A 17,739-nucleotide genomic window follows, 5' to 3' on the forward strand; every position below is an offset into this window, starting at 1 on the left:
GTTCACCGGCTGGTCGTCTGGCCGCGGAGGAACGGGGCCATCATCGCTTGCAGCCGCGTTTCGAACCGCTCGTAGTCGTCTCGTAGGCGGTCGACGGGCCAGTCGGCGGGGGTCAGCGCCGGCGGCAACAGCGGTTCGTTCCTGAGGAAGCGGAGGGCCTCGGCAGCCAACGTGAACGCCGGCGGGATCTCGTTCGGATCGTCCGTGCGGAGCGCCCGTTCGGTCTCGGCGAGTCGTGTGAGGAGATCGCCGGCGAGGGTGGCGAGTTCATCGAGGGCCCAGAGGCGGTCCGCGAGCAGCTGTGGGGGCGTGCCGTCCGGCTCGGCCGTGACGACGATCCAATCCGAACCCAGTTCGGGGGCCGGGAGGTTCGCCGGCCGCATCCAGACCGTCGGGCGGAGCTCGGCAAAGCGGTGGTTGTCCATGACGCCGCGGACGAGGCGTCGCTCGGCCAGGTCGCGGTGGTCGACCGTGGCGATCGCCGTGTGCCATCGGCCGTCCCATGCCGTGTCGGCGACACGGCGCCCCGAGTCCTGCGCGGCCTGGCGGGCCCGGAGACGGGCTGCCAAGGCGTAGCGGCCGTCGTCGAGTTCAACGTCGCCGGACGCGACGAGCCGCGACAGCGCCGTCCGCATCGTTCCCCCGTTGATGCCGAAGAGCTCGCCGAATGCGACGAGGGAGCTCGCCGGCAACGACGGCGGGTGGGTGCCGAGCAGCGTCGACAGGGCGATCGATCGTGCGTTCAGCGGTCGCATCGTCGCCCAGTCTGGCCGATGTCACACAACATTGCTCGCTGTGATCAATTCGTGTAACATCAGGCCATGAGCGCAACCGCCGTCCCGCGCACCGTTCCGCCCACGATGGTGCCGCCCGCCGAGGCGCTGCCCGACGTGCTGCCGAACGACCGCTTCAACGCCCGAGGGATGCCGGTGCGCGAGCTGCGCGACGACCTGCGACGCATCCCGAACGCACGCAACGCCGTCGCCGTCGTGATGACGCTGCTCCAGTCGTACGGCGTCGTGATCGCCGCTGCGGTGATCAACACGTGGTGGGGGTACGTGATCGCGTTCTTCCTCATGGCACGCGGCCATGTGTGCCTCAACATCCTCGGTCACGAGGCAGCGCACCGACTCCTGTTCAGCAACCGTCGACTGAACGACGGTGTCGGACGCTTCATGTCGTACTCGTCGTACACAGCGATGCTGGCCTACCGCCGAGCCCACTTCGCCCACCACCGCGACGAGATGGGCCCCGACGAACCCGACCTGTCGCTGTACGCGGGCTATCCGATCCCGAAGGACTCGTGGCACCGCAAGCTGCGCCGCGACCTCACCGGCGTCAGCGCGTACAAGAACCTGAAGGTGCTGTTCTCGGCCGCTCGCCACGGCAAGTCCGAGGCGCTGATGATCGTCGGTCTCCACGCCGGCCTCATCGCGCTCGCGATCGCGTTCCAGCGCCCGTGGGCGTACGTGGTGTGGTTGGCGTCGTGGTCGACGCTGTGGAAGTTCTCGAACCGACTGAGGGCGATCGCCGAACACGGCGGCATGAAGCGTTCACGAGACCGTCGGGAGACGACCCACATCATCCGGCAATCGCTCCTCGCCCGGTACTGGATGGTGCCGTACCACACGGGTTGGCACCTGGCGCACCACGCCGACATGGGCGTGCCGTGGACGAACCTGCCCCGCCTCCACGACGAGTTGGTCGCGACCGGCTGGATCACGCCCGAACTCGAGTACCCGAGCTACCGGGCGTTCTGGAAGGCGTGCTCGTCGGGTCAGGCCGGTGCGAAGAGCGAGCAGGCGACCGGCACGAGCTTCCTCGCCTTCGACGACTGACCCATCGGTCCGTCGACGTCGGTTGATGTCAGACATCAACCGACGAGTTCGTCGGAGGGGCCGCTTCGGATCGGTCGGTTGATGTCTGACATCAACCGACCAGCAGGGGTTCAGCCGGCGATCTCGGCGATGTCGCGCACGATCTCGAAGACCATGAACGCCATGACGGCGCCGCCCAGCACCGTGTAGTGCCAGCGCTTCGAGTGGTCGGCGCGCCAGAAGCGGCGCATGCTCATGACGATCGCCACGATCGCCACCACGCTGATCGTCAGACCGACCCACGGCCCGACCCCGCGCGCCACGCCGATCGCCGGCAGCACGAACGGGAAGAAGATGTACATGACGATGCAGCGGAACGCCGCCACCAGGATCGACGTCTGGAACGCCTTCTGCGCTTCGGCTGCCGTCGCCTTCGGCCCATCGACCGGCAGCCTGAGCAGGCGCCGCATGAAGCGATCCGCGCCCGACTGCGACGTCGGTGCTGCGGTGGGCGCCGGCGCTGCCGGGTCGAGGGATGAGGCGTCGAGGGGTTGCGTCATGAGCTCCGCAAACGGTACGGCTGTGCGACGAGCTCTGCAACTTCCGCGGGGGTGTCGGCCAGGGCGACGGCGCCCGATCCGAGCAGTTCCTCGATCGAGCCGTAGCCCCAGGTGACGCCGATGCAGGGGATCCCGTGGTGCATCGCGCCGACGACATCGTGGTCGCGGTCGCCGACCATGATGACCATCTCTTCCAGATCCGGATGGCCGTAGATCCCGAGACCGTCGAGCGCGTACGCGATGACCTGGGCTTTCGTGCGGCGCTCCGAGGTCATCGTGGCACCGGCCCTGACCTCGAACCGGTGCGCGATGTCGAAGTAGTCGAGGATCGGATGGGCGGTCTTCTCCGGCTTGGCGGTGGCGATCGACAGTGACAGGCCTTGCGCGGACATCGAGTCGAGCATCTCGAGAATGCCGTCGTACAGCGTGTTCTCGAAGGCGCCGGTCGTCTCGTAGCGGCTTCGGTACGTGTTGATGACCCGTTCGAGGGCGTCGTCGGGCACGCCGATCGACGGGAGGCCGATCTCGAGCGGCGGACCGATCACGGAACGGACCTCGGCCTCGGTCGGGACGGGGAACCCCTCCTGTTCGAAGGCCCACTGGAGCGAACGGAGGATGCCCGGCTCGGAGTGCGACAGGGTGCCGTCGAGGTCGAGCAGGACGTGGGTGCGTGACATCAGTGCTTCTCCGAGGTCGCGTGGTGACGGATCACGTGCTGACCTCGTCGAGCTTCTCGAGGGCGTCGACGGTGCCGACCGCGATGATCACGTTGCGGGCGTGCAGCACCGTATCGGGATCCGGGTTCGTGTTGAACGTCCCGTCGTCGCCGCGGAGAGCGAGGACCAGGACACCAGCCCGTTGCCGCAGGTTCGCCTCCCGCAGCGTGACGCCGGCCAACGAAGAGTGCTCGGAGATCTCGAGCTCCTGCATCCGGAAGTCCATCGACCGCTCGTGCATCGTGATGTCGATGAACTCGGCGACGTTCGGCTGGACGACGAACGAGGCCATGCGGGCGGCGCCGAGCTCCTGCGGGTTCACGACCCGGTCGGCGCCGGCGCGCTGCAGCTTGGCGACGCTCTCGTCCTGACGCGCCCGGGCGACGATGAACAGGTCGGGTCGCGCCGCCCGGCTCGACAGGGTGACGAACAGGTTCTCTGCGTCGCCGTCGAGTGCGGCGATCAGCCCGAACGCCCGCTCGATCCCGGCCGCCCGCAGGACGCTGTCCTCCGTGGCGTCGCCGGCGACGGTCGGCAGCGCGATGCCGCGGAGCCGGTTCTCGTCGACGTCGACCACGACGACCTCGCGGCCGGAGTGGTGGAGGTCGGTCGCGACCGCCTTGCCGACGCGTCCCCAGCCGCACACGATGACGTGATCGTGCATCTGGGAGATCTTCTTGTCCATCCGTCTCCTCCCGACGAACTCGCGCAGCTGACCCTCGACGACCGACTGGATCGTGAGCGTGAAGGTGTAGAGCACCGTGCTCACCCCGACCACGATGAGGATCATCGTGAAGATCTTCTCGGGCACCGTGACGTCGGGGCCGGTGATCTCGCGATACCCGACGGTCGTGATCGTCGTGATCGTCATGTACATCGCATCGAGCAGGGCGAGCCCGAGGATGACGTAGCCGATCGTGCCGACGACGAAGATCGTCACGACCATCGCGATGGCGATGCGCAGCCGTCCGATCGTGGTCTTCATCGATCGGTCACGCTAATCGGCGCCGGCGCCGGGGGATCGATCCTGACGGATCGGGTCAGAGGATGCCGGCCGTGAAGGCGAAGCTCAGACCGCCGAAGCTCAGGCCGTCGGTGATGCCGCCGCTCAGGATGTGGTGCCGGACCTGTTCGACCGGCACCCACTCGATGCGTGCGGCCTCGTTGACGTCGCTCGGCGGACCGATGTGTTCGGCGTCGTGGCTCACGTAGATGTGGAACACCTGGTCGAGCACGCCGTTCGCCGGATGGAACGAGCAGATCCGCTCGACCGTCCGGGGTCGCCACCCCGACTCTTCGACCGCTTCGCGGCGAGCAGCGTCGTCGGGCGATTCGCCCTGGTCGACCGCGCCGGCCGGAAGCTCGTACCCCCAGGTGTCGGTGATGAAGCGGTGTCGCCACAGCAGCAGCACCGCGCCGTCGCGCACCATGATCGTGCCGGCGGCCGGATGCGGCAGGCGCACGACGTGATGGTCGATCCGCGTCCCGTCCGGCAGTTCGACGTCGGTCGTGACGAGTCGGAGCCACGGACAGTCGTACAGCTCGGTGTCGCCACGGTCGATCCAGCGACCCGCCTCGTCGGGCGGTGTGTCGGGCACGGTGGTCAGCCGTCGTCGGTGGGGGCGACGGTGGTGGGAGCCGGTGCGACGGCGCCGCTCGGCGCCGGGAGCCCGCCTCGGCGGACGGTCGTGATCTCGTTCACGACGCTGTACGGCCAACCGTTCGGCAGGTCGGTGGGCAGATCGGGGTAGTCGAGGATCGACTCGCGGATCTCGCCGGTCTCGACGTAGCCGAGTTCTTCACGTGCCGCCTCGCGGATGCCGTCCTCGGTGTTGAGGCGGTCGACCTCGCTGCGGAGATCGGCGACGACCGCCTCGAGTTCGTCGACCTGTTCGGTCCGTTCGGCGATCCGCTCGTCCTGTTCGAAGAGGGTGCGGAACGGGATGCCGAACAGGGCGTACGCGAGCGCGCCGGCGATGCCGAGTGCCACGAGGGCGAGGAGCACCGTGCTGCTGCGCGGGCCCACCAGCACCCGACGGTCGCGGACCACCGGCCGGGTGACGTCGCCGAGGCGCGAACGACCGGCATCGGCCGCCGGGCGCGCCGGCTTGTCGAGCGTCGTTCGTTGATCGGGCACGCAGAGAGTCTGTCAGCCGGAGCCGCCCGATCGGTGGCACCGGCCCGTGACGAACGTCGCCGAGCCGGGCTCCCGATCGAGATGCACCTGGGCCGAGGTGAGCCGGTGGTCGGCCGGCGTTCAGCCGGTGATCAGCGCGGCGCGAGGGCAGCTCGGCCGCGGAACTCGGCGGTCTCGCCGAGTTCGGCCTCGATCCGCAGCAGCTGGTTGTACTTCGCCACGCGGTCGGAACGGGCGGGCGCACCGGTCTTGATCTGCCCGCAGTTCGTGGCGACGGCGAGGTCGGCGATCGTCGAGTCCTCGGTTTCGCCCGAGCGGTGCGACATCACGGCCGTGTACGAGTGGCGTGTCGCGAGCTCGACGGTGTCGAGCGTCTCGGTGAGCGAACCGATCTGGTTCACCTTCACGAGGATCGAGTTGGCGACCGACTGGTCGATGCCGGTCTGGAGGCGGCGAACGTTCGTCACGAACAGGTCGTCGCCGACCAGCTGGCAGCGGCCTCCGATGGCTGCGGTGAGTGCTGCCCAGCCGTCCCAGTCGTCTTCCTGCATACCGTCTTCGATCGACACGACGGGGTAGGTGTCGACGATGCGCGCCCAATACTCGGCGAGCTCGTTCGACGACAAGACCTTGCCCTCGCCCTCGAGGTGATAGGCGCCGTCCCGGTACAGCTCGCTCACGGCGGGGTCGAGCGCGATCGCGATGTCGTCGCCCGGGGTATAGCCGGCGGCCTCGACGGCCTCGAGCAACAGCTTGATGGCGTCCTCGTTCGTCGCCAGGTCGGGGGCGAAGCCGCCCTCGTCGCCGACGGCCGTGCTGAGCCCTTTGTCGTGCAGGACCTTCTTGAGGACGTGGTACGTCTGGGTGCCCATCTGCAACGCCTCGCTGAACGAGGCCGCGCCGACGGGCATGATCATGAACTCCTGGAAGTCGACCGAGTTGTCGGCGTGGACGCCGCCGTTGAGGACGTTCATCATCGGGACAGGGAGAACGTGTGCGTTCGCGCCGCCGACGTGGCGGTAGAGCGGGATGTCGGCGTCGGACGCCGCCGCCTTGGCCACCGCCAGGCTGGTGCCGAGGATCGCATTGGCGCCCACACGTCCCTTGTTGTCGGTGCCGTCGAGATCGAGCAGCGCGAGATCGATGGCGCGCTGGTCGAACGGGTCGGCGCCGAGGAGGAGGTCGCGGAACTCGGTGTTCACGAATCCCACGGCGTTCTGGACGCCCTTGCCGCCGTAGCGGTCGCCGCCGTCGCGCAGCTCGACGGCCTCGTGCTCGCCGGTCGAGGCGCCACTCGGCACGGCGGCCCGGCCGACGACACCGCTGTCGAGCACGATGTCGACCTCGACGGTGGGGTTGCCTCGCGAGTCGAGGATTTCACGGCCCAGAACATGGACGATCTCAGTCATGCCGATCACCGTATCCGTTTCGGCCCGGCAGCGATTCCAACCGTTCGGTCAGTTCGTCTCGGGTCCTTCGTCCGTTTCCCGGGTTGTTTCCGAGGGCATTTCCTGGAGGTCGTCGTCGAGGGCCGGAATCCGGATCTCCCCGGTCGCGTCGGGTCCTTCGGCGAGGAACTTGTCGTCGAGGCTGACCCGTTCCTCCGGCGCGTCGGCGAGTAGCTGGAGGTAGTCGTCGAGCACATTGATGAGGGGCAGGTCGAGACCGGTCTGTTCGGCCATGTACCAGCGGTGCTCGAGGAGCTGGTGGAAGATCTCGGCGGGCTGCAGGCGTTCGAACATCTCGGGTGGGATGGCGGCCATCACGGGTTCGAACACCCGGTCGAGCCAACGCACTGCGGCGACGTTCAGGGGTACCGATGCCCCCTTCTCGGTCCGGAGGAACGCCTGGTACTGCTTGATGTCCTGCAGCATCCGTCGCGCCTGGTTGTCGCCGGCGCGCAACCCGGTGAGGCTCTGGAGCTGTTCACGGTGGTAGCCGTGTTCGACCACCTTCGGGACGAAGTTGAGCGTCTTGCCGTCGGCGCCGGTGACGACCTCCATCTCCTCGATCGCGAACCCGAGCGCATGCAGCCGGTCGAGCCGGTCGCGCATCGGCTGTGCATCGCCGATACGGGCACTCGCCGGTGCCGTGATCTCGTGCCACAGGGCGTGGTACCGCTCCTCGACGGCGAGCGCGACCGTGATCGGGTCGATGCCGTCTTTCAGGCGACCACCGGCCTGCAGGTCGAGCAGTCCTCCAGCCATGTTGTCGGTCGCGATCATGACGTCCATCGAGCGCTGCCCGTCCGAGAGGCTGTCGTACCGCTCCGCGGTCTCGAGGTCGATGATGTACGCCTGGAGCGCTCCGGCGTCGCGCCGGAACAGGATGTTCGACAGCGAGCAGTCGCCCCAGTACAGGCCGTTCAGGTGGATGCGGACCAACAGGGCGACCATCGCGTCGAGCAGACGGTCGCCGAGGTAGGGGATCTCGAGACCCCGGCCCATGAGCAGCGAGCGGTACGGCAACGAGTAGTCGAGGTGGCGGGTGATGACGAGCCCGTCGCCGATCTCGCGCTCGGTCACCAGCGCGACCGCTTCGGCCGTCGGCAGGCGCTGATCGGCGACCCACCGCAGGAGGCGGTACTCGCGTTCGGCGAGGTGATCGGGGATCTCCTTCACGACGTACGACACCGAGCCGAACTCGAGCAGTTTCACGACGTGGCGGTGCAGCCCGAGCACGCGGTGCACGTTCGGCATGTTCCACGACTCGAGTGGCTCGAGGTAGGGGAGGTCGACGATCGCCTCGTGCTGATCCGGATGAGCGACCTGGAGGCGCATCACGTCATTGTCGCACCGGGAGGGGGCCGACCGGGCCGACATGTCGTCGAGTGCCCGAAACCGTCTCAAGGTCGGCCGGATGTGCGACGATGATGCTGTGTGGAGGTGGACCCATGACGGTGTCGGGCGCGCAGCCTGAACCGACGATCGACGAGGCCGGCCGCGTTGCGACAGCGCGCGTCGCTGCGGCGCGCTCGACGGTCACCGCCGAGAAGGTCGAGCCGGCGTCGGAGTCGGCGTTGTCGCGCATCGCGAGCCGAGCCAAAGGCGAACAGCGCGGTGACAAACCCCCGGCTCGCGAACCGTTCCCGGTCGTCAATGCCTTGCGCGTCACGCTCACGTTGGTGTTGGCGGTGTTGTGCCTGCTCACGGTCGGTGGAGCCGTGCTGCTCTTGCTGCTCTGGCAGCAGAGCCGTGACACGGGTGTACTCACGTCGCAGCTCGACCGCACGTGGGACCTCCTCGATCTGTTGCAGGACATCGAGCGGTACGTGGCCTTCGCCGCGATCCCGATCGCGATGGCGTGGATCGCCCTCGCTGCGATCAATGTCGGCCGCGGCACGGGCAACAGCCGCAACCCTGTCCTGGCATCGCTCAGCCTCCCGGTCGGCCTGATCGGCGCCTGGCTGATCGGACGCGAGGTGATCGGCGGCAGCGACGACGCCATCACCCAGGCAGCGGGCTACGTCCTGCAGATCACGCTGCTGACGATCCCGTTGCTGTTCCTCGAGCGGGTGGCGATCGCCGCCGACGCACGCCGCCGTCCGCTGCGGGCGACGTACCTGATCGGTGCCGCGTATCTGGCCCACATGGAGTTTCTCGGCGGGTTGTCGACGATCGACCGCGACACGACCGACGGCGACTGGGGCACGCTCGGCGCGTACCTGTTGATCGGTGCCCTGCTCCAGGTCATCGGCACCCTGTCGGCGAACGAGGCCTGCCGGTCGATCGAGGACGCCACGCAGCACCGGTACCAGCTGCGGTCACGCTTCAGCGAGTCGCTCCTGGCCCAGGCCGAACTCCAGCGTCGCCCCTGACAGAAGGGGTCAGGCACCTTCTGTCGTTCCAGATCGACTGGACTCCGCGATTCCTGACAGAAGGTGCCTGACCCCTTCTGTCGGTCAGCGCTGCTTGATCTCGTCCCAGAGGGCGTCGAGGGTGTCGAGGCCGGCGTCTCGGAGGTCGATCTCTCGCTCCCGGGCGAGTGACTCCACCTGCTCGAAACGGTGACGGAACTTGTTCGACGCCGCCCGCAGCGCCGCCTCCGGTTCGACCCCGAGGTGCCGCGCCACGTTGACGACGGCGAACAGCAGGTCGCCGATCTCGTCGGCGGTCGCGTCGGCGTCGTCGTCAGCGTGCGCCGCCATGACCTCGTCGGTCTCCTCGGCGATCTTCGGGACCGCACCGTGCACATCCGGCCAGTCGAAGCCGACCTTGGCCGCCTTGCGCTGCACCTGGTGGGCGTACGACAGCGACGGCAGCGACGACGGCACACCGTCGAACACCGAGGTGCGGCCCTTCTCGGCCCGCTTGATCGCCTCCCAGTTGGCAGCCACGTCCTCGCTGTCCTCGACCTCGGTCGTCGCGAACACGTGCGGGTGACGCCGGACGAGCTTGTCGTGGATGCCGGTCGTGACGTCGTCGATCGTGAAGCGGCCCTCCTGCTCGGCGATCGTGGCGTGGAACTCGATCTGGTACAGCAGATCGCCGAGTTCCTCGATCAGTTCCTCGTCGGTGGTCGGGTCATCCGGGTCGAGGGCCTGGATGGCGTCGACGACCTCGTACGACTCCTCGATGAGGAACGGGACAAGGGTCTGGTGGGTCTGCTCGATGTCCCACGGACACTGTTCACGCAGCGTCCGTGCGAGTTGATGGAACCGCACGTAGCCCGCTCCCGGACCGGCTCGGAACTCGGGGAGGTAGAGCGACGTCAGGTGGTCGGCCTCGACGGTGCGGTCGATCTCGGACCAGGTGGTCGCCACGATGCGTTCGTCGGGCGTGCCGAGCGACTGGAGCAGCACCGCCGGCATGTCGTCGAGCGCACCGGACGGGTCGTCGACGCTCAGCTTGATCTCGGAGAGCACCCAGTTGGCGTGGGCGTGGGCGACGAGCACGGCGCCGTTCGCGTCGGCGGCAGCGGTCGCGAACTCGTGCCCGTCGATCAGGGTGACGCCTGTCTCGACCGGGTCGATGCCGAGCCGGGCCCACGCCACGTCGAGGAACGACACGGCGGGCAGGATCTCGATCGCGACCTCGTGCTGATCGCGTAGATACCGAACGGTGCGCTCGAGCACGAGCGGCGAACCCGGCACCGCGTAGAGGATCTCGCCGTCGACATCGGCGGCGGCGATCAGCCGTCGAGCGATCTCGTGGTAGACGTCGTCGAAGGCGTCGGCCGATTCGTAGACGTCGTCGAAGGTGATCGGGTCGGGCACGAGGTGCGCCGACGGGTGGACGGCGGTGCGCAGGAAGCGGTGGTCGGCGCGCTCGATCGCCGTCAGCGTTTCGGTCGTGACGTGCTGCTCGCCGCCGGGACCGAGCCCGACGATGACGATGCGGGGCCGGTCGCCGTTCATGTCACGTCACGGGCACGACGATCGCGTTCGGATCCCACTCGCCGAAACGAGCGTCGATCGTGATGTCGTAGCGGTCGTCGAACGTCTCGAGTCGGAGACCGAAGATCGAGTTGGGGTCGAGCTGGTCGGCGGGCGGCAGGTAGATCACGTGGTAGCCGAACTCCGATTCGACCGGCTCGGTCGGCACACCGATCTCGGCGTCGAGTGCGGCGTCGACGAACTCGGGGATGAACTGCAGTTCGAATTGGTCGACGGGGTAGCAGCCGAGGCTGCCACCGGCCGCCGCCGACCCGGTGTCGATCGACGTGGCGGCTGCGAGTTCGGCGAAGTCGGCGCCGTCGGCGAGGGCGTCGACGACCTCGTCGGCCTCGGCCTCCGTCTCGACGAGGATGTGCGAGGCGCAGACCAGACCGGAGTCGACAGGCCCCTGGTCGTAATAGGCGACGACCTCGTCGTCGAGGATGACCTCGGCGGGGAGCTGGGTCCAGGCGTTGATCATCGTCTGGAACTCGCCCTGGAGGGCCTCGATTGCGCCGAGACCCTCGTCGTCGAAGTCGGGGACCTCTTGGTCGAGCGCCTCGAGGTCGGCTCGGAGCACCTCGGTGCCCACGAACGAGCCGACGATCAACCGGCCGGTCTCGCCGTCGACGACGGTGACCTCGTCGGGGTCGAGACCGACCTCCTCGCCGACGAGGACCTTGACCTGGTCGTTGTCGAGTTGGGCGCCTTCGACCTCGGCGACGACGTCGTTGTCGGTGAAGGTGCCACAACCGGTGAGGGCGACGGCAGCAGCGAGCACGGCGAGGGGAGCGCGACGGATCACGCCCGACAACCTACCCATCGGAGGCGTCGCGTCACTCGGCAGGGAACAGTTCGCGCAGGAAGCCCGTGAGGTAGGTGGCCGCATCCTGACCCCGGGGGATCGGGACGACGAGCTGGCGCTGGTCTTCTTTGTGGATGGCACCCTTGGCGATCCGTTTGAGACGGGTCGCCTGCGACAGCTTCAGGTCGAGCGGCGCGAGGCGCGCCTGCTGTGACGTGATCTGCAGGTCGGTCACGCCGAGTCGGTGGCACTCCGCACGCAGTCGACCGACCATGAGCAGCGCTTCGGCCGGCTCGGGCAACGGCCCGTAGCGGTCTTCCCACTCGGTGCGGATGTCGTCGACCTGCTCCTGGGTCGTGACGTCGGCCAGGCGACGGTAGGCCTCGAGTCGCAGCTCGCCCTTGGCGACGTAGTCCTCGGGCAGGTACGCATCGGTGGGCACGTCCAGCTTGATCTCGGACGGCTGCTTGACCGGCTCGCCCTTCATCTCGGCCACGGCCTCGGTCACCATCTGGGTGTAGAGGTCGTACCCGACCGCAGCGATGTGGCCCGACTGCGACTCACCGAGCAGGTTGCCGGCGCCTCGGATTTCGAGGTCGCGCATCGCGATCTTGAAGCCCGAACCGAGGTCGGTCGCCTCGCCGATCGTCTTCAACCGCTCGTAGGCCTCCTCGCTCAGCACCTTGTCCTGCGGGTGGAACAGGTACGCGTACGCACGCTGACCCGATCGGCCGACGCGGCCGCGGAGCTGGTGCATCTGGCCGAGGCCGAGCAGGTCGGCGCGCTCGACGACGAGGGTGTTGACGGTCGGCATGTCGATACCCGACTCGATGATGGTCGTGCAGACCAGCACGTCGTACTGGCCCTCCCAGAAGTCGACGACGACCTGTTCGAGCGTGCCCTCGTCCATCTGCCCGTGGGCGACGGCGATACGCGCCTCGGGAACGAGCTGGCGGAGGCGGGCTGCGGCGGTCTCGATCGACCGGACCCGGTTGTGGACCCAGAAGACCTGGCCCTCGCGGAGCAGTTCGCGTCGGATCGCCTCGATCGCGACACGCTCGTCGTACTCGCCGACGTAGGTGAGGATCGGTTGGCGTTCGGCCGGCGGCGTCTGCAGCAGCGACAGGTCGCGAATACCGACGAGGCTCATCTCCAGGGTGCGAGGGATCGGTGTGGCGGAGAGGGTGAGCACATCGACGTTCGTCTTGAGCTTCTTGATCTTCTCCTTGTGTTGCACCCCGAATCGCTGCTCCTCGTCGACGATGAGCAGGCCGAGATCCTTGAACGTGATGTCGGCCGCGAGGAGGCGGTGGGTGCCGATCACACAGTCGATCTCACCGTCGCGGAGGCCTTGCATGACCTTCTTGGCCTGGCCCGGCGTGAGGAAGCGCGACAACACCTCGACCCGGATCGGGTACCCGGCGAACCGGTCGGCGAACGTGTTGCCATGCTGCGTCGCGAGCAGGGTCGTGGGAGCGAGCACCGCCACCTGCTTGCCGTCCTGAATCGCCTTGAAGGCAGCCCGGATCGAGACCTCGGTCTTGCCGAACCCGACGTCGCCGCAGACGAGGCGATCCATCGGGTAGGGGCGCTCCATGTCGCCCTTGATGTCGGCGATCGCCGTGCGCTGGTCGGGCGTCTCGACGAACGGGAACGCCTCCTCCATCTCGTGCTGCCACGGGGTGTCCTGCCCGAACGCGTAGCCCTCGGCGTTCACCCGCTGCTGGTACAGAACGACGAGTTCCTGCGCGATCTGGCGGACCTCGGAGCGGACCCGGCTCTTGGCCTTCGAGAAGTCGGCGCCGCCCAGCTTGTTGAGCGTCGGTGCCTCGCCGCCGACGTACTGGCGCAAGGTGTCGATCTGGTCGGAGGGGACGTACAGCTTGTCGCCGCCCTTGTACGAGACGAGCAGGTAGTCGCGTTCGACGCCGCCGATCGTCCGCTTCACCATCCCGTCGTACTGGCCGACGCCGTGCTGGTGGTGGACGACGTAGCTGCCGACCTTGAGGTCTTCGAAGGTGGTCGTTCCCTCGCGTTTGCGAGTGCGTGCCTTGCGATGCGCCCGCCGACGTCCGGTCAGGTCGCTCTCCGCGACGATCGTGACCTGGGCGTTCGGCAGGTTGCAGCCGCGATGCAGCGGTGCGACGACGATCCGATTCGCAGCGGTTTCCGACACCGGGATGTCGAGATCGTGGTCGAGCAGGATCTCGTGCAGCCGGTTGGCCGAACCGGTGCCGTCGGCAGCGACGATCACGCGGTGGCCCTTGGCCAGCAGGTCCTTCAGCCGGTCGGTGAGGCCGCTGCCGTCGCCGCCGACCGGGCCCCAGCCGGTCGCCTCGACCATCGGGGTGTCGGGCGACTCGGGTGTCGAGTCGATCGTCCAGAACGAGCCGACTCCGGCGAGCAGCGCATCGGGATCGGCGTGGAGGCGCGGGAACTCCTTGTCGGGGTCGCGGGCCCACGTGCTCGCGAGCGCACGGGCGAGATCGTCTTCCTCGGCGAGGAGGTCGCTGGCACGGTCGCGCATCCGGCGCGGTTCGACCAGCACGACTTTGGCGGTGTCGGGGAGGACGTCGGTGAGCATGACGTCGTCGTCGACGAGCCACGGGAGCCACGACTCCATGCCGTCGAAGTGGGCGCCCTCGGCGAGACGTTCCCACTGTTCCCGACCCCACGGCTCGGTGCCGACCAGCTCGGCGGCACGGTCGCGTACGTCGTCGGTGGGGATGAGCTCGCGGGCGGGGAAGATGCGGACCTCGTCGAGGTCGGCGGTCGAGCGCTGATCGTTGACGCCGAACACCGTCAGGCGGTCGACCTCGTCGCCCCACAAGTCGATACGGATCGGGGCGTCGGCGGTCGACGGGTACACGTCGACGATCGAGCCGCGTCGTGCGAACTCGCCCCGGTGTTCGACGACCTCTTCGCGCCGATAGCCGTACTCGACGAGTTGCGCAGCGATCACGTCGGGATCGATGACGGCGCCCGGACGAACGGTGATCGGTTCGACGTCGATCGCCTCGGGCCCCAGTTTCTGGAGCAGGGCACGGACGCCGGCGACGATCACCTTCGGGCAGCGCTCGTCGTTCCGGAGACGCCAGAGCAGTTCGAGTCGCTGGCCCATCGTCTCCACGGCCGGGCTGACACGCTCGAACGGGAGGGTCTCCCAGGCCGGGAAGAGGGCCACGTCGTCGGCACCGACGAACTGCTGGAGATCGTCGTAGAGCTGTCCTGCCATCGACCCGGTCGGGCAGGCGACGACGAGCGGTCGCTTGTTGCTCAGGTGGGCGAGGGCGGCGATCGAGACGGGTCGTGCGACCTCGACGACCGCCAGCCGAGCGCTCGGTTCGCCGAGGGCGCGGGTGATCCCCGGTTCGTTCCGGAGCAACGGGGGGATGTCGGTGAGCGTCATGCCGAATCCGGGGCGGTACGGAGCATCAACGAGAGTTGTACCGCTGCATGGCGGTGTCGACACCGTCGTCGACGATCAACTCGACGGCGTCGGCGGCGTCGGCGATCGCGACGTCGAGGATCTCCCGCTGTCGCGTGGGCACGCGGGTGAGCACGTGGCTGGCGCCGCGCTCCTTGTTCGGCGGCTTGCCGACGCCGATCCGGATCCGCAGGTAGTCCTGCGTCTTCAGGTGCTGGGTGATGCTGCGCAGGCCATTGTGGCCGGCGAGCCCGCCACCGTTCTTCACCTTCAGGACGCCGGGATCGAGATCGAGTTCGTCTTGGACGACGATAATCCGGTCGGGCGTCTCGATGCCGTAGCGACGGACGAGGGCAGAGACCGCACGGCCGCTCTCGTTCATGAACGTGAGCGGGAACGCCAGGACGACGCGCGGCGCGTCGGCGCCGGTGCCGAATCGGGCCTCTCCGATCAGGGAGTTGTCGCGACCGGACTTGAGCGGGGCGTCGTGGCGCTCGGCGAGCAGCTCGATCGCCTCCGCGCCGACGTTGTGGCGCGTGCGGCGGTACTTCTCGCCCGGGTTGCCCAGACCGACGACGAGCCAGTCGAACGGGGTGCCCTTGCGAGACGACCGGTCGAACAGGCCCATCGGGTCAGTGCTGTGTGAGCGCCCGGGGGCGGATCACTCGCCGGCGTCGTCGCCGGCAGCGTCGGCGTCGCCCTCGGCGGCGTCGCCTTCACCCTCGGCGGCTTCGGCCTCGGCAGCCTCGGCTGCCTCGTCCTCGGCGTCGAGCACGGGGGTGCGCATCGTGAGCACGGTGACGACGGTCCACTCGGGGTCGCCGACGGCTTCGACGCCGGACGGCAGTGCGACCTCGCCCAGGGTGAGCGTGGTCTCCATCGTGAAGTCGGTGACGTCGATGACGATCTCGTCGGGGATGTTCTTCGGGGTCGTGGCGACCTCGATCTCCGACATCGTGAGGTCGACGAGACCGTTCTCGTTCATGACGTCCTTGGCCTCGCCCTCGAGACGGACCGGGATGTTGACCCGGATCTCGGCGTCGAGGTTGATCTGGAGGAAGTCGACGTGCTGGACGGTGCGGCGCACGGGGTGGCGCTGCATGTCCTTCACGATGGCGGGGTACACGGTGCCGTCGACGGTGAGGTCGAGCACGGTGTTCATGCCGGCGGGGCCGGACAGGGCGAGACGCAGGTCACGGCGGGCGACCGACACGCTGATCGGCTCCATGCCCTGGCCGTACACGACGGCGGGGATCTGGTCGTCGCGGCGCATGCGGCGAGCGTCGGCGCTGCCCGTGGCGCGCCCGGTTTCGGCAAGAAGAACGGTCTCAGACATTGGTCAGCCTCGAAGAAGGGTCATTACGGCAGCGATCGATGCTACCGCGGGATTGCCAAACCCCCACCGGGTCGGGTGTCGGACGGAACGACGACGGGAAACCACCGGGTCGGGTGTCGGACGGAACGACGACGGAGTCGGCGTTTCGGGAGATCACCCGACCCGGGGATGCGATCAGGCGATCACCGGCACGTCCGCCATGGCGGCGGCGATGGCGTCGTCGGACAGTTCGAAGTCGACCATCTCGCCGCCCAGGTACTTCTCGTACGCCGACAGGTCGAGGTGGCCGTGGCCGCACATCGCGGTCAGGATGACCTTCTCCTCGCCGGTCTCCTTGCACGCCAGCGCCTCGCGGATCGCAGCGGCGATGGCGTGGGTCGGCTCGGGCGCGGGCACGATGCCCTCGGTGCGAGCGAACTGCAGTGCGCCGGCGAAGCACTCCCGTTGCGGGATCGCGATCGCCTCGGCGAGGCCGAGTTCGTAGATGTGCGACACGAGCGGGGCCATGCCGTGGTAGCGGAGGCCGCCGGCGTGGATGGGTTCGGGAACGAAGCCGTGGCCGAGGGTGTGCATCTTCATGAGCGGGGTCATGCCGGCGGTGTCGCCGAAGTCGTAGCGGTACTCGCCCTTCGTGAGAGTCGGGCAGGCCGCCGGTTCGACACAGCGGATGGTCGGATTCATCTTCCCGGCCATCTTCTCCCGGAGGAACGGGAACGCCAGCCCGCCGAAGTTCGAACCGCCCCCGGTGCAGCCGACCAGGACGTCGGGCGTCTCGCCGACCTTGGCGAGCTGGAGCAGGGCCTCCTCGCCGATGACCGTCTGGTGCAGGAGAACGTGATTCAGGACCGAGCCGAGCGCGTAACGGGCGTTGGGGTCGGCGACGCAGGCTTCGACTGCCTCGGAGATCGCGATGCCGAGCGAGCCCGGATGATCGGGATCCTCGGCGAGGAGCGAGCGGCCGTACTCGGTGCGGTCGGACGGCGACGAGTGCACGTCGGCGCCCCAGACCTGCATCATCGTCCGGCGATACGGCTTCTGGCGGTAGGAGGCGCCCACCATCCAGACCTCGCATTCCATGCCGTACTGGGCGGTGGCGTAGGCGAGGGAGCTGCCCCACTGGCCGGCACCGGTCTCGGTCGTGAGACGGGTGATGCCCTCCGCGTGGTTGTAGTACGCCTGGGGCACCGACGTGTTCGGCTTGTGGGAGCCGGCAGGGCTGACGCCCTCGTACTTGTAGTAGATCCGCGCCGGCGTGCCGAGCGCTTGCTCGAGACGGGTCGCCCGGAACAGCGGGCTCGGCCGCCAGATGCGGTAGATGTCGAGCACCTCACCCGGGATCTCGACGTACCGTTCCGTGGTCGCTTCCTGCTCGATCAGCGCCATCGGGAAGAGGGGAGCGAAGTCGTCCGGGGTGGCCGGCTCGAGCGTGCCTGGGTGCAGCGGCGGGGGAGGCGGCTCGGGGAGATCGGCGACGATGTTGTACCAGGTCGTCGGCATCTCCGACTCGGAGAGGTGGATCTTGTGCTCGGGTGTCGCGGCCATGGTCGCGACGGTAGACGACCGGCGG

Annotated in this window: 16 protein-coding genes; 2 read left to right on the forward strand and 14 right to left on the reverse strand. The window is 68.2% G+C overall.

Annotated features, from left to right (window positions below; all coding sequences use genetic code 11):
* Positions 1–2: 2 nt before the first annotated feature.
* Positions 3–755 (reverse strand): PaaX family transcriptional regulator C-terminal domain-containing protein, encoded by a 753-nt coding sequence (locus BDK89_RS05620; RefSeq protein WP_133868010.1) that lies wholly within the window; start codon positions 753–755, stop codon positions 3–5.
* 66 nt (positions 756–821) lie between these two features.
* Here BDK89_RS05620 and BDK89_RS05625 point away from each other — a divergent pair, with 66 nt between their 5' ends.
* Positions 822–1,838, forward strand: a complete 1,017-nt coding sequence (locus BDK89_RS05625) for a fatty acid desaturase family protein (RefSeq protein WP_133868011.1) — start codon at positions 822–824, stop codon at positions 1,836–1,838.
* A 110-nt stretch (positions 1,839–1,948) separates the two neighbouring features.
* Here BDK89_RS05625 and BDK89_RS05630 read toward each other — a convergent pair whose 3' ends face one another.
* The 7 genes from BDK89_RS05630 to BDK89_RS05660 form a co-directional block, all read right to left on the reverse strand.
* A complete protein-coding gene (locus tag BDK89_RS05630) occupies positions 1,949–2,377 on the reverse strand; it encodes a hypothetical protein (protein WP_133868012.1) in 429 nt (142 codons plus the stop codon).
* Positions 2,374–3,054, reverse strand: a complete 681-nt coding sequence (locus BDK89_RS05635) for an HAD hydrolase-like protein (RefSeq protein WP_133868013.1) — start codon at positions 3,052–3,054, stop codon at positions 2,374–2,376. Before BDK89_RS05635 ends, BDK89_RS05630 begins: the two co-directional genes overlap by 4 nt.
* 31 nt (positions 3,055–3,085) lie before the next feature.
* Positions 3,086–4,078 carry a potassium channel family protein gene (locus BDK89_RS05640; protein ID WP_133868014.1) on the reverse strand — a complete coding sequence of 331 codons (993 nt, stop codon included), beginning with the start codon at positions 4,076–4,078 and terminating at the stop codon, positions 3,086–3,088.
* A 55-nt stretch (positions 4,079–4,133) separates the two neighbouring features.
* Entirely contained in the window at positions 4,134–4,691 is a 558-nt protein-coding gene (locus BDK89_RS05645) for an NUDIX hydrolase (protein ID WP_208293975.1), read from the reverse strand.
* 5 nt (positions 4,692–4,696) lie between these two features.
* On the reverse strand, positions 4,697–5,230 hold the full coding sequence (locus BDK89_RS05650; RefSeq protein ID WP_133868015.1) for a septum formation initiator family protein: 534 nt from the start codon (positions 5,228–5,230) through the stop codon (positions 4,697–4,699).
* A 131-nt stretch (positions 5,231–5,361) separates the two neighbouring features.
* A complete protein-coding gene (eno, locus tag BDK89_RS05655; protein WP_133868016.1) occupies positions 5,362–6,639 on the reverse strand; it encodes a phosphopyruvate hydratase in 1,278 nt (425 codons plus the stop codon).
* Positions 6,640–6,687: 48 nt separating this feature from the next.
* Positions 6,688–8,010 (reverse strand): DUF4032 domain-containing protein, encoded by a 1,323-nt coding sequence (locus BDK89_RS05660; protein ID WP_166657400.1) that lies wholly within the window; start codon positions 8,008–8,010, stop codon positions 6,688–6,690.
* A gap of 113 nt (positions 8,011–8,123) precedes the next feature.
* Here BDK89_RS05660 and BDK89_RS05665 point away from each other — a divergent pair, with 113 nt between their 5' ends.
* Positions 8,124–9,047 carry a hypothetical protein gene (locus BDK89_RS05665; RefSeq protein ID WP_133868018.1) on the forward strand — a complete coding sequence of 308 codons (924 nt, stop codon included), beginning with the start codon at positions 8,124–8,126 and terminating at the stop codon, positions 9,045–9,047.
* 84 nt (positions 9,048–9,131) lie between these two features.
* Here BDK89_RS05665 and mazG read toward each other — a convergent pair whose 3' ends face one another.
* From mazG to BDK89_RS05695, 6 genes are all read right to left on the reverse strand, one after another.
* A complete protein-coding gene (mazG, locus tag BDK89_RS05670; RefSeq protein WP_133868019.1) occupies positions 9,132–10,586 on the reverse strand; it encodes a nucleoside triphosphate pyrophosphohydrolase in 1,455 nt (484 codons plus the stop codon).
* Position 10,587: 1 nt separating this feature from the next.
* Positions 10,588–11,409: a peptidylprolyl isomerase gene (locus BDK89_RS05675; protein WP_133868020.1), complete on the reverse strand. Its 822-nt coding sequence runs from the start codon at positions 11,407–11,409 to the stop codon at positions 10,588–10,590.
* Between the two features lie 31 nt (positions 11,410–11,440).
* Positions 11,441–14,818 (reverse strand): transcription-repair coupling factor, encoded by a 3,378-nt coding sequence (gene mfd, locus BDK89_RS05680; protein WP_133868021.1) that lies wholly within the window; start codon positions 14,816–14,818, stop codon positions 11,441–11,443.
* A 25-nt stretch (positions 14,819–14,843) separates the two neighbouring features.
* Positions 14,844–15,464 (reverse strand): aminoacyl-tRNA hydrolase, encoded by a 621-nt coding sequence (gene pth / locus BDK89_RS05685; RefSeq protein ID WP_133868022.1) that lies wholly within the window; start codon positions 15,462–15,464, stop codon positions 14,844–14,846.
* Between the two features lie 33 nt (positions 15,465–15,497).
* Positions 15,498–16,172 (reverse strand): 50S ribosomal protein L25, encoded by a 675-nt coding sequence (locus BDK89_RS05690; protein WP_133868023.1) that lies wholly within the window; start codon positions 16,170–16,172, stop codon positions 15,498–15,500.
* Between the two features lie 174 nt (positions 16,173–16,346).
* Positions 16,347–17,714, reverse strand: a complete 1,368-nt coding sequence (locus tag BDK89_RS05695) for a TrpB-like pyridoxal phosphate-dependent enzyme (protein WP_133868024.1) — start codon at positions 17,712–17,714, stop codon at positions 16,347–16,349.
* Positions 17,715–17,739 lie beyond the last annotated feature (25 nt).

It is taken from the genome of Ilumatobacter fluminis, from assembly GCF_004364865.1.
GTDB classification, from domain to species: domain Bacteria; phylum Actinomycetota; class Acidimicrobiia; order Acidimicrobiales; family Ilumatobacteraceae; genus Ilumatobacter; species Ilumatobacter fluminis.

Coding starts and splice junctions, on each gene's coding strand:
- BDK89_RS05620 (WP_133868010.1), bottom strand. CDS start 755: ATGCGACCGCTGAACGCACGATCGATCGCCCTGTCGACGCTGCTCGGC.
- BDK89_RS05625 (WP_133868011.1), top strand. CDS start 822: ATGAGCGCAACCGCCGTCCCGCGCACCGTTCCGCCCACGATGGTGCCG.
- BDK89_RS05630 (WP_133868012.1), bottom strand. CDS start 2,377: ATGACGCAACCCCTCGACGCCTCATCCCTCGACCCGGCAGCGCCGGCG.
- BDK89_RS05635 (WP_133868013.1), bottom strand. CDS start 3,054: ATGTCACGCACCCACGTCCTGCTCGACCTCGACGGCACCCTGTCGCAC.
- BDK89_RS05640 (WP_133868014.1), bottom strand. CDS start 4,078: ATGAAGACCACGATCGGACGGCTGCGCATCGCCATCGCGATGGTCGTG.
- eno (WP_133868016.1), bottom strand. CDS start 6,639: ATGACTGAGATCGTCCATGTTCTGGGCCGTGAAATCCTCGACTCGCGA.
- BDK89_RS05660 (WP_166657400.1), bottom strand. CDS start 8,010: ATGCGCCTCCAGGTCGCTCATCCGGATCAGCACGAGGCGATCGTCGAC.
- BDK89_RS05665 (WP_133868018.1), top strand. CDS start 8,124: ATGACGGTGTCGGGCGCGCAGCCTGAACCGACGATCGACGAGGCCGGC.
- mazG (WP_133868019.1), bottom strand. CDS start 10,586: ATGAACGGCGACCGGCCCCGCATCGTCATCGTCGGGCTCGGTCCCGGC.
- mfd (WP_133868021.1), bottom strand. CDS start 14,818: ATGACGCTCACCGACATCCCCCCGTTGCTCCGGAACGAACCGGGGATC.
- pth (WP_133868022.1), bottom strand. CDS start 15,464: ATGGGCCTGTTCGACCGGTCGTCTCGCAAGGGCACCCCGTTCGACTGG.
- BDK89_RS05690 (WP_133868023.1), bottom strand. CDS start 16,172: ATGTCTGAGACCGTTCTTCTTGCCGAAACCGGGCGCGCCACGGGCAGC.
- BDK89_RS05695 (WP_133868024.1), bottom strand. CDS start 17,714: ATGGCCGCGACACCCGAGCACAAGATCCACCTCTCCGAGTCGGAGATG.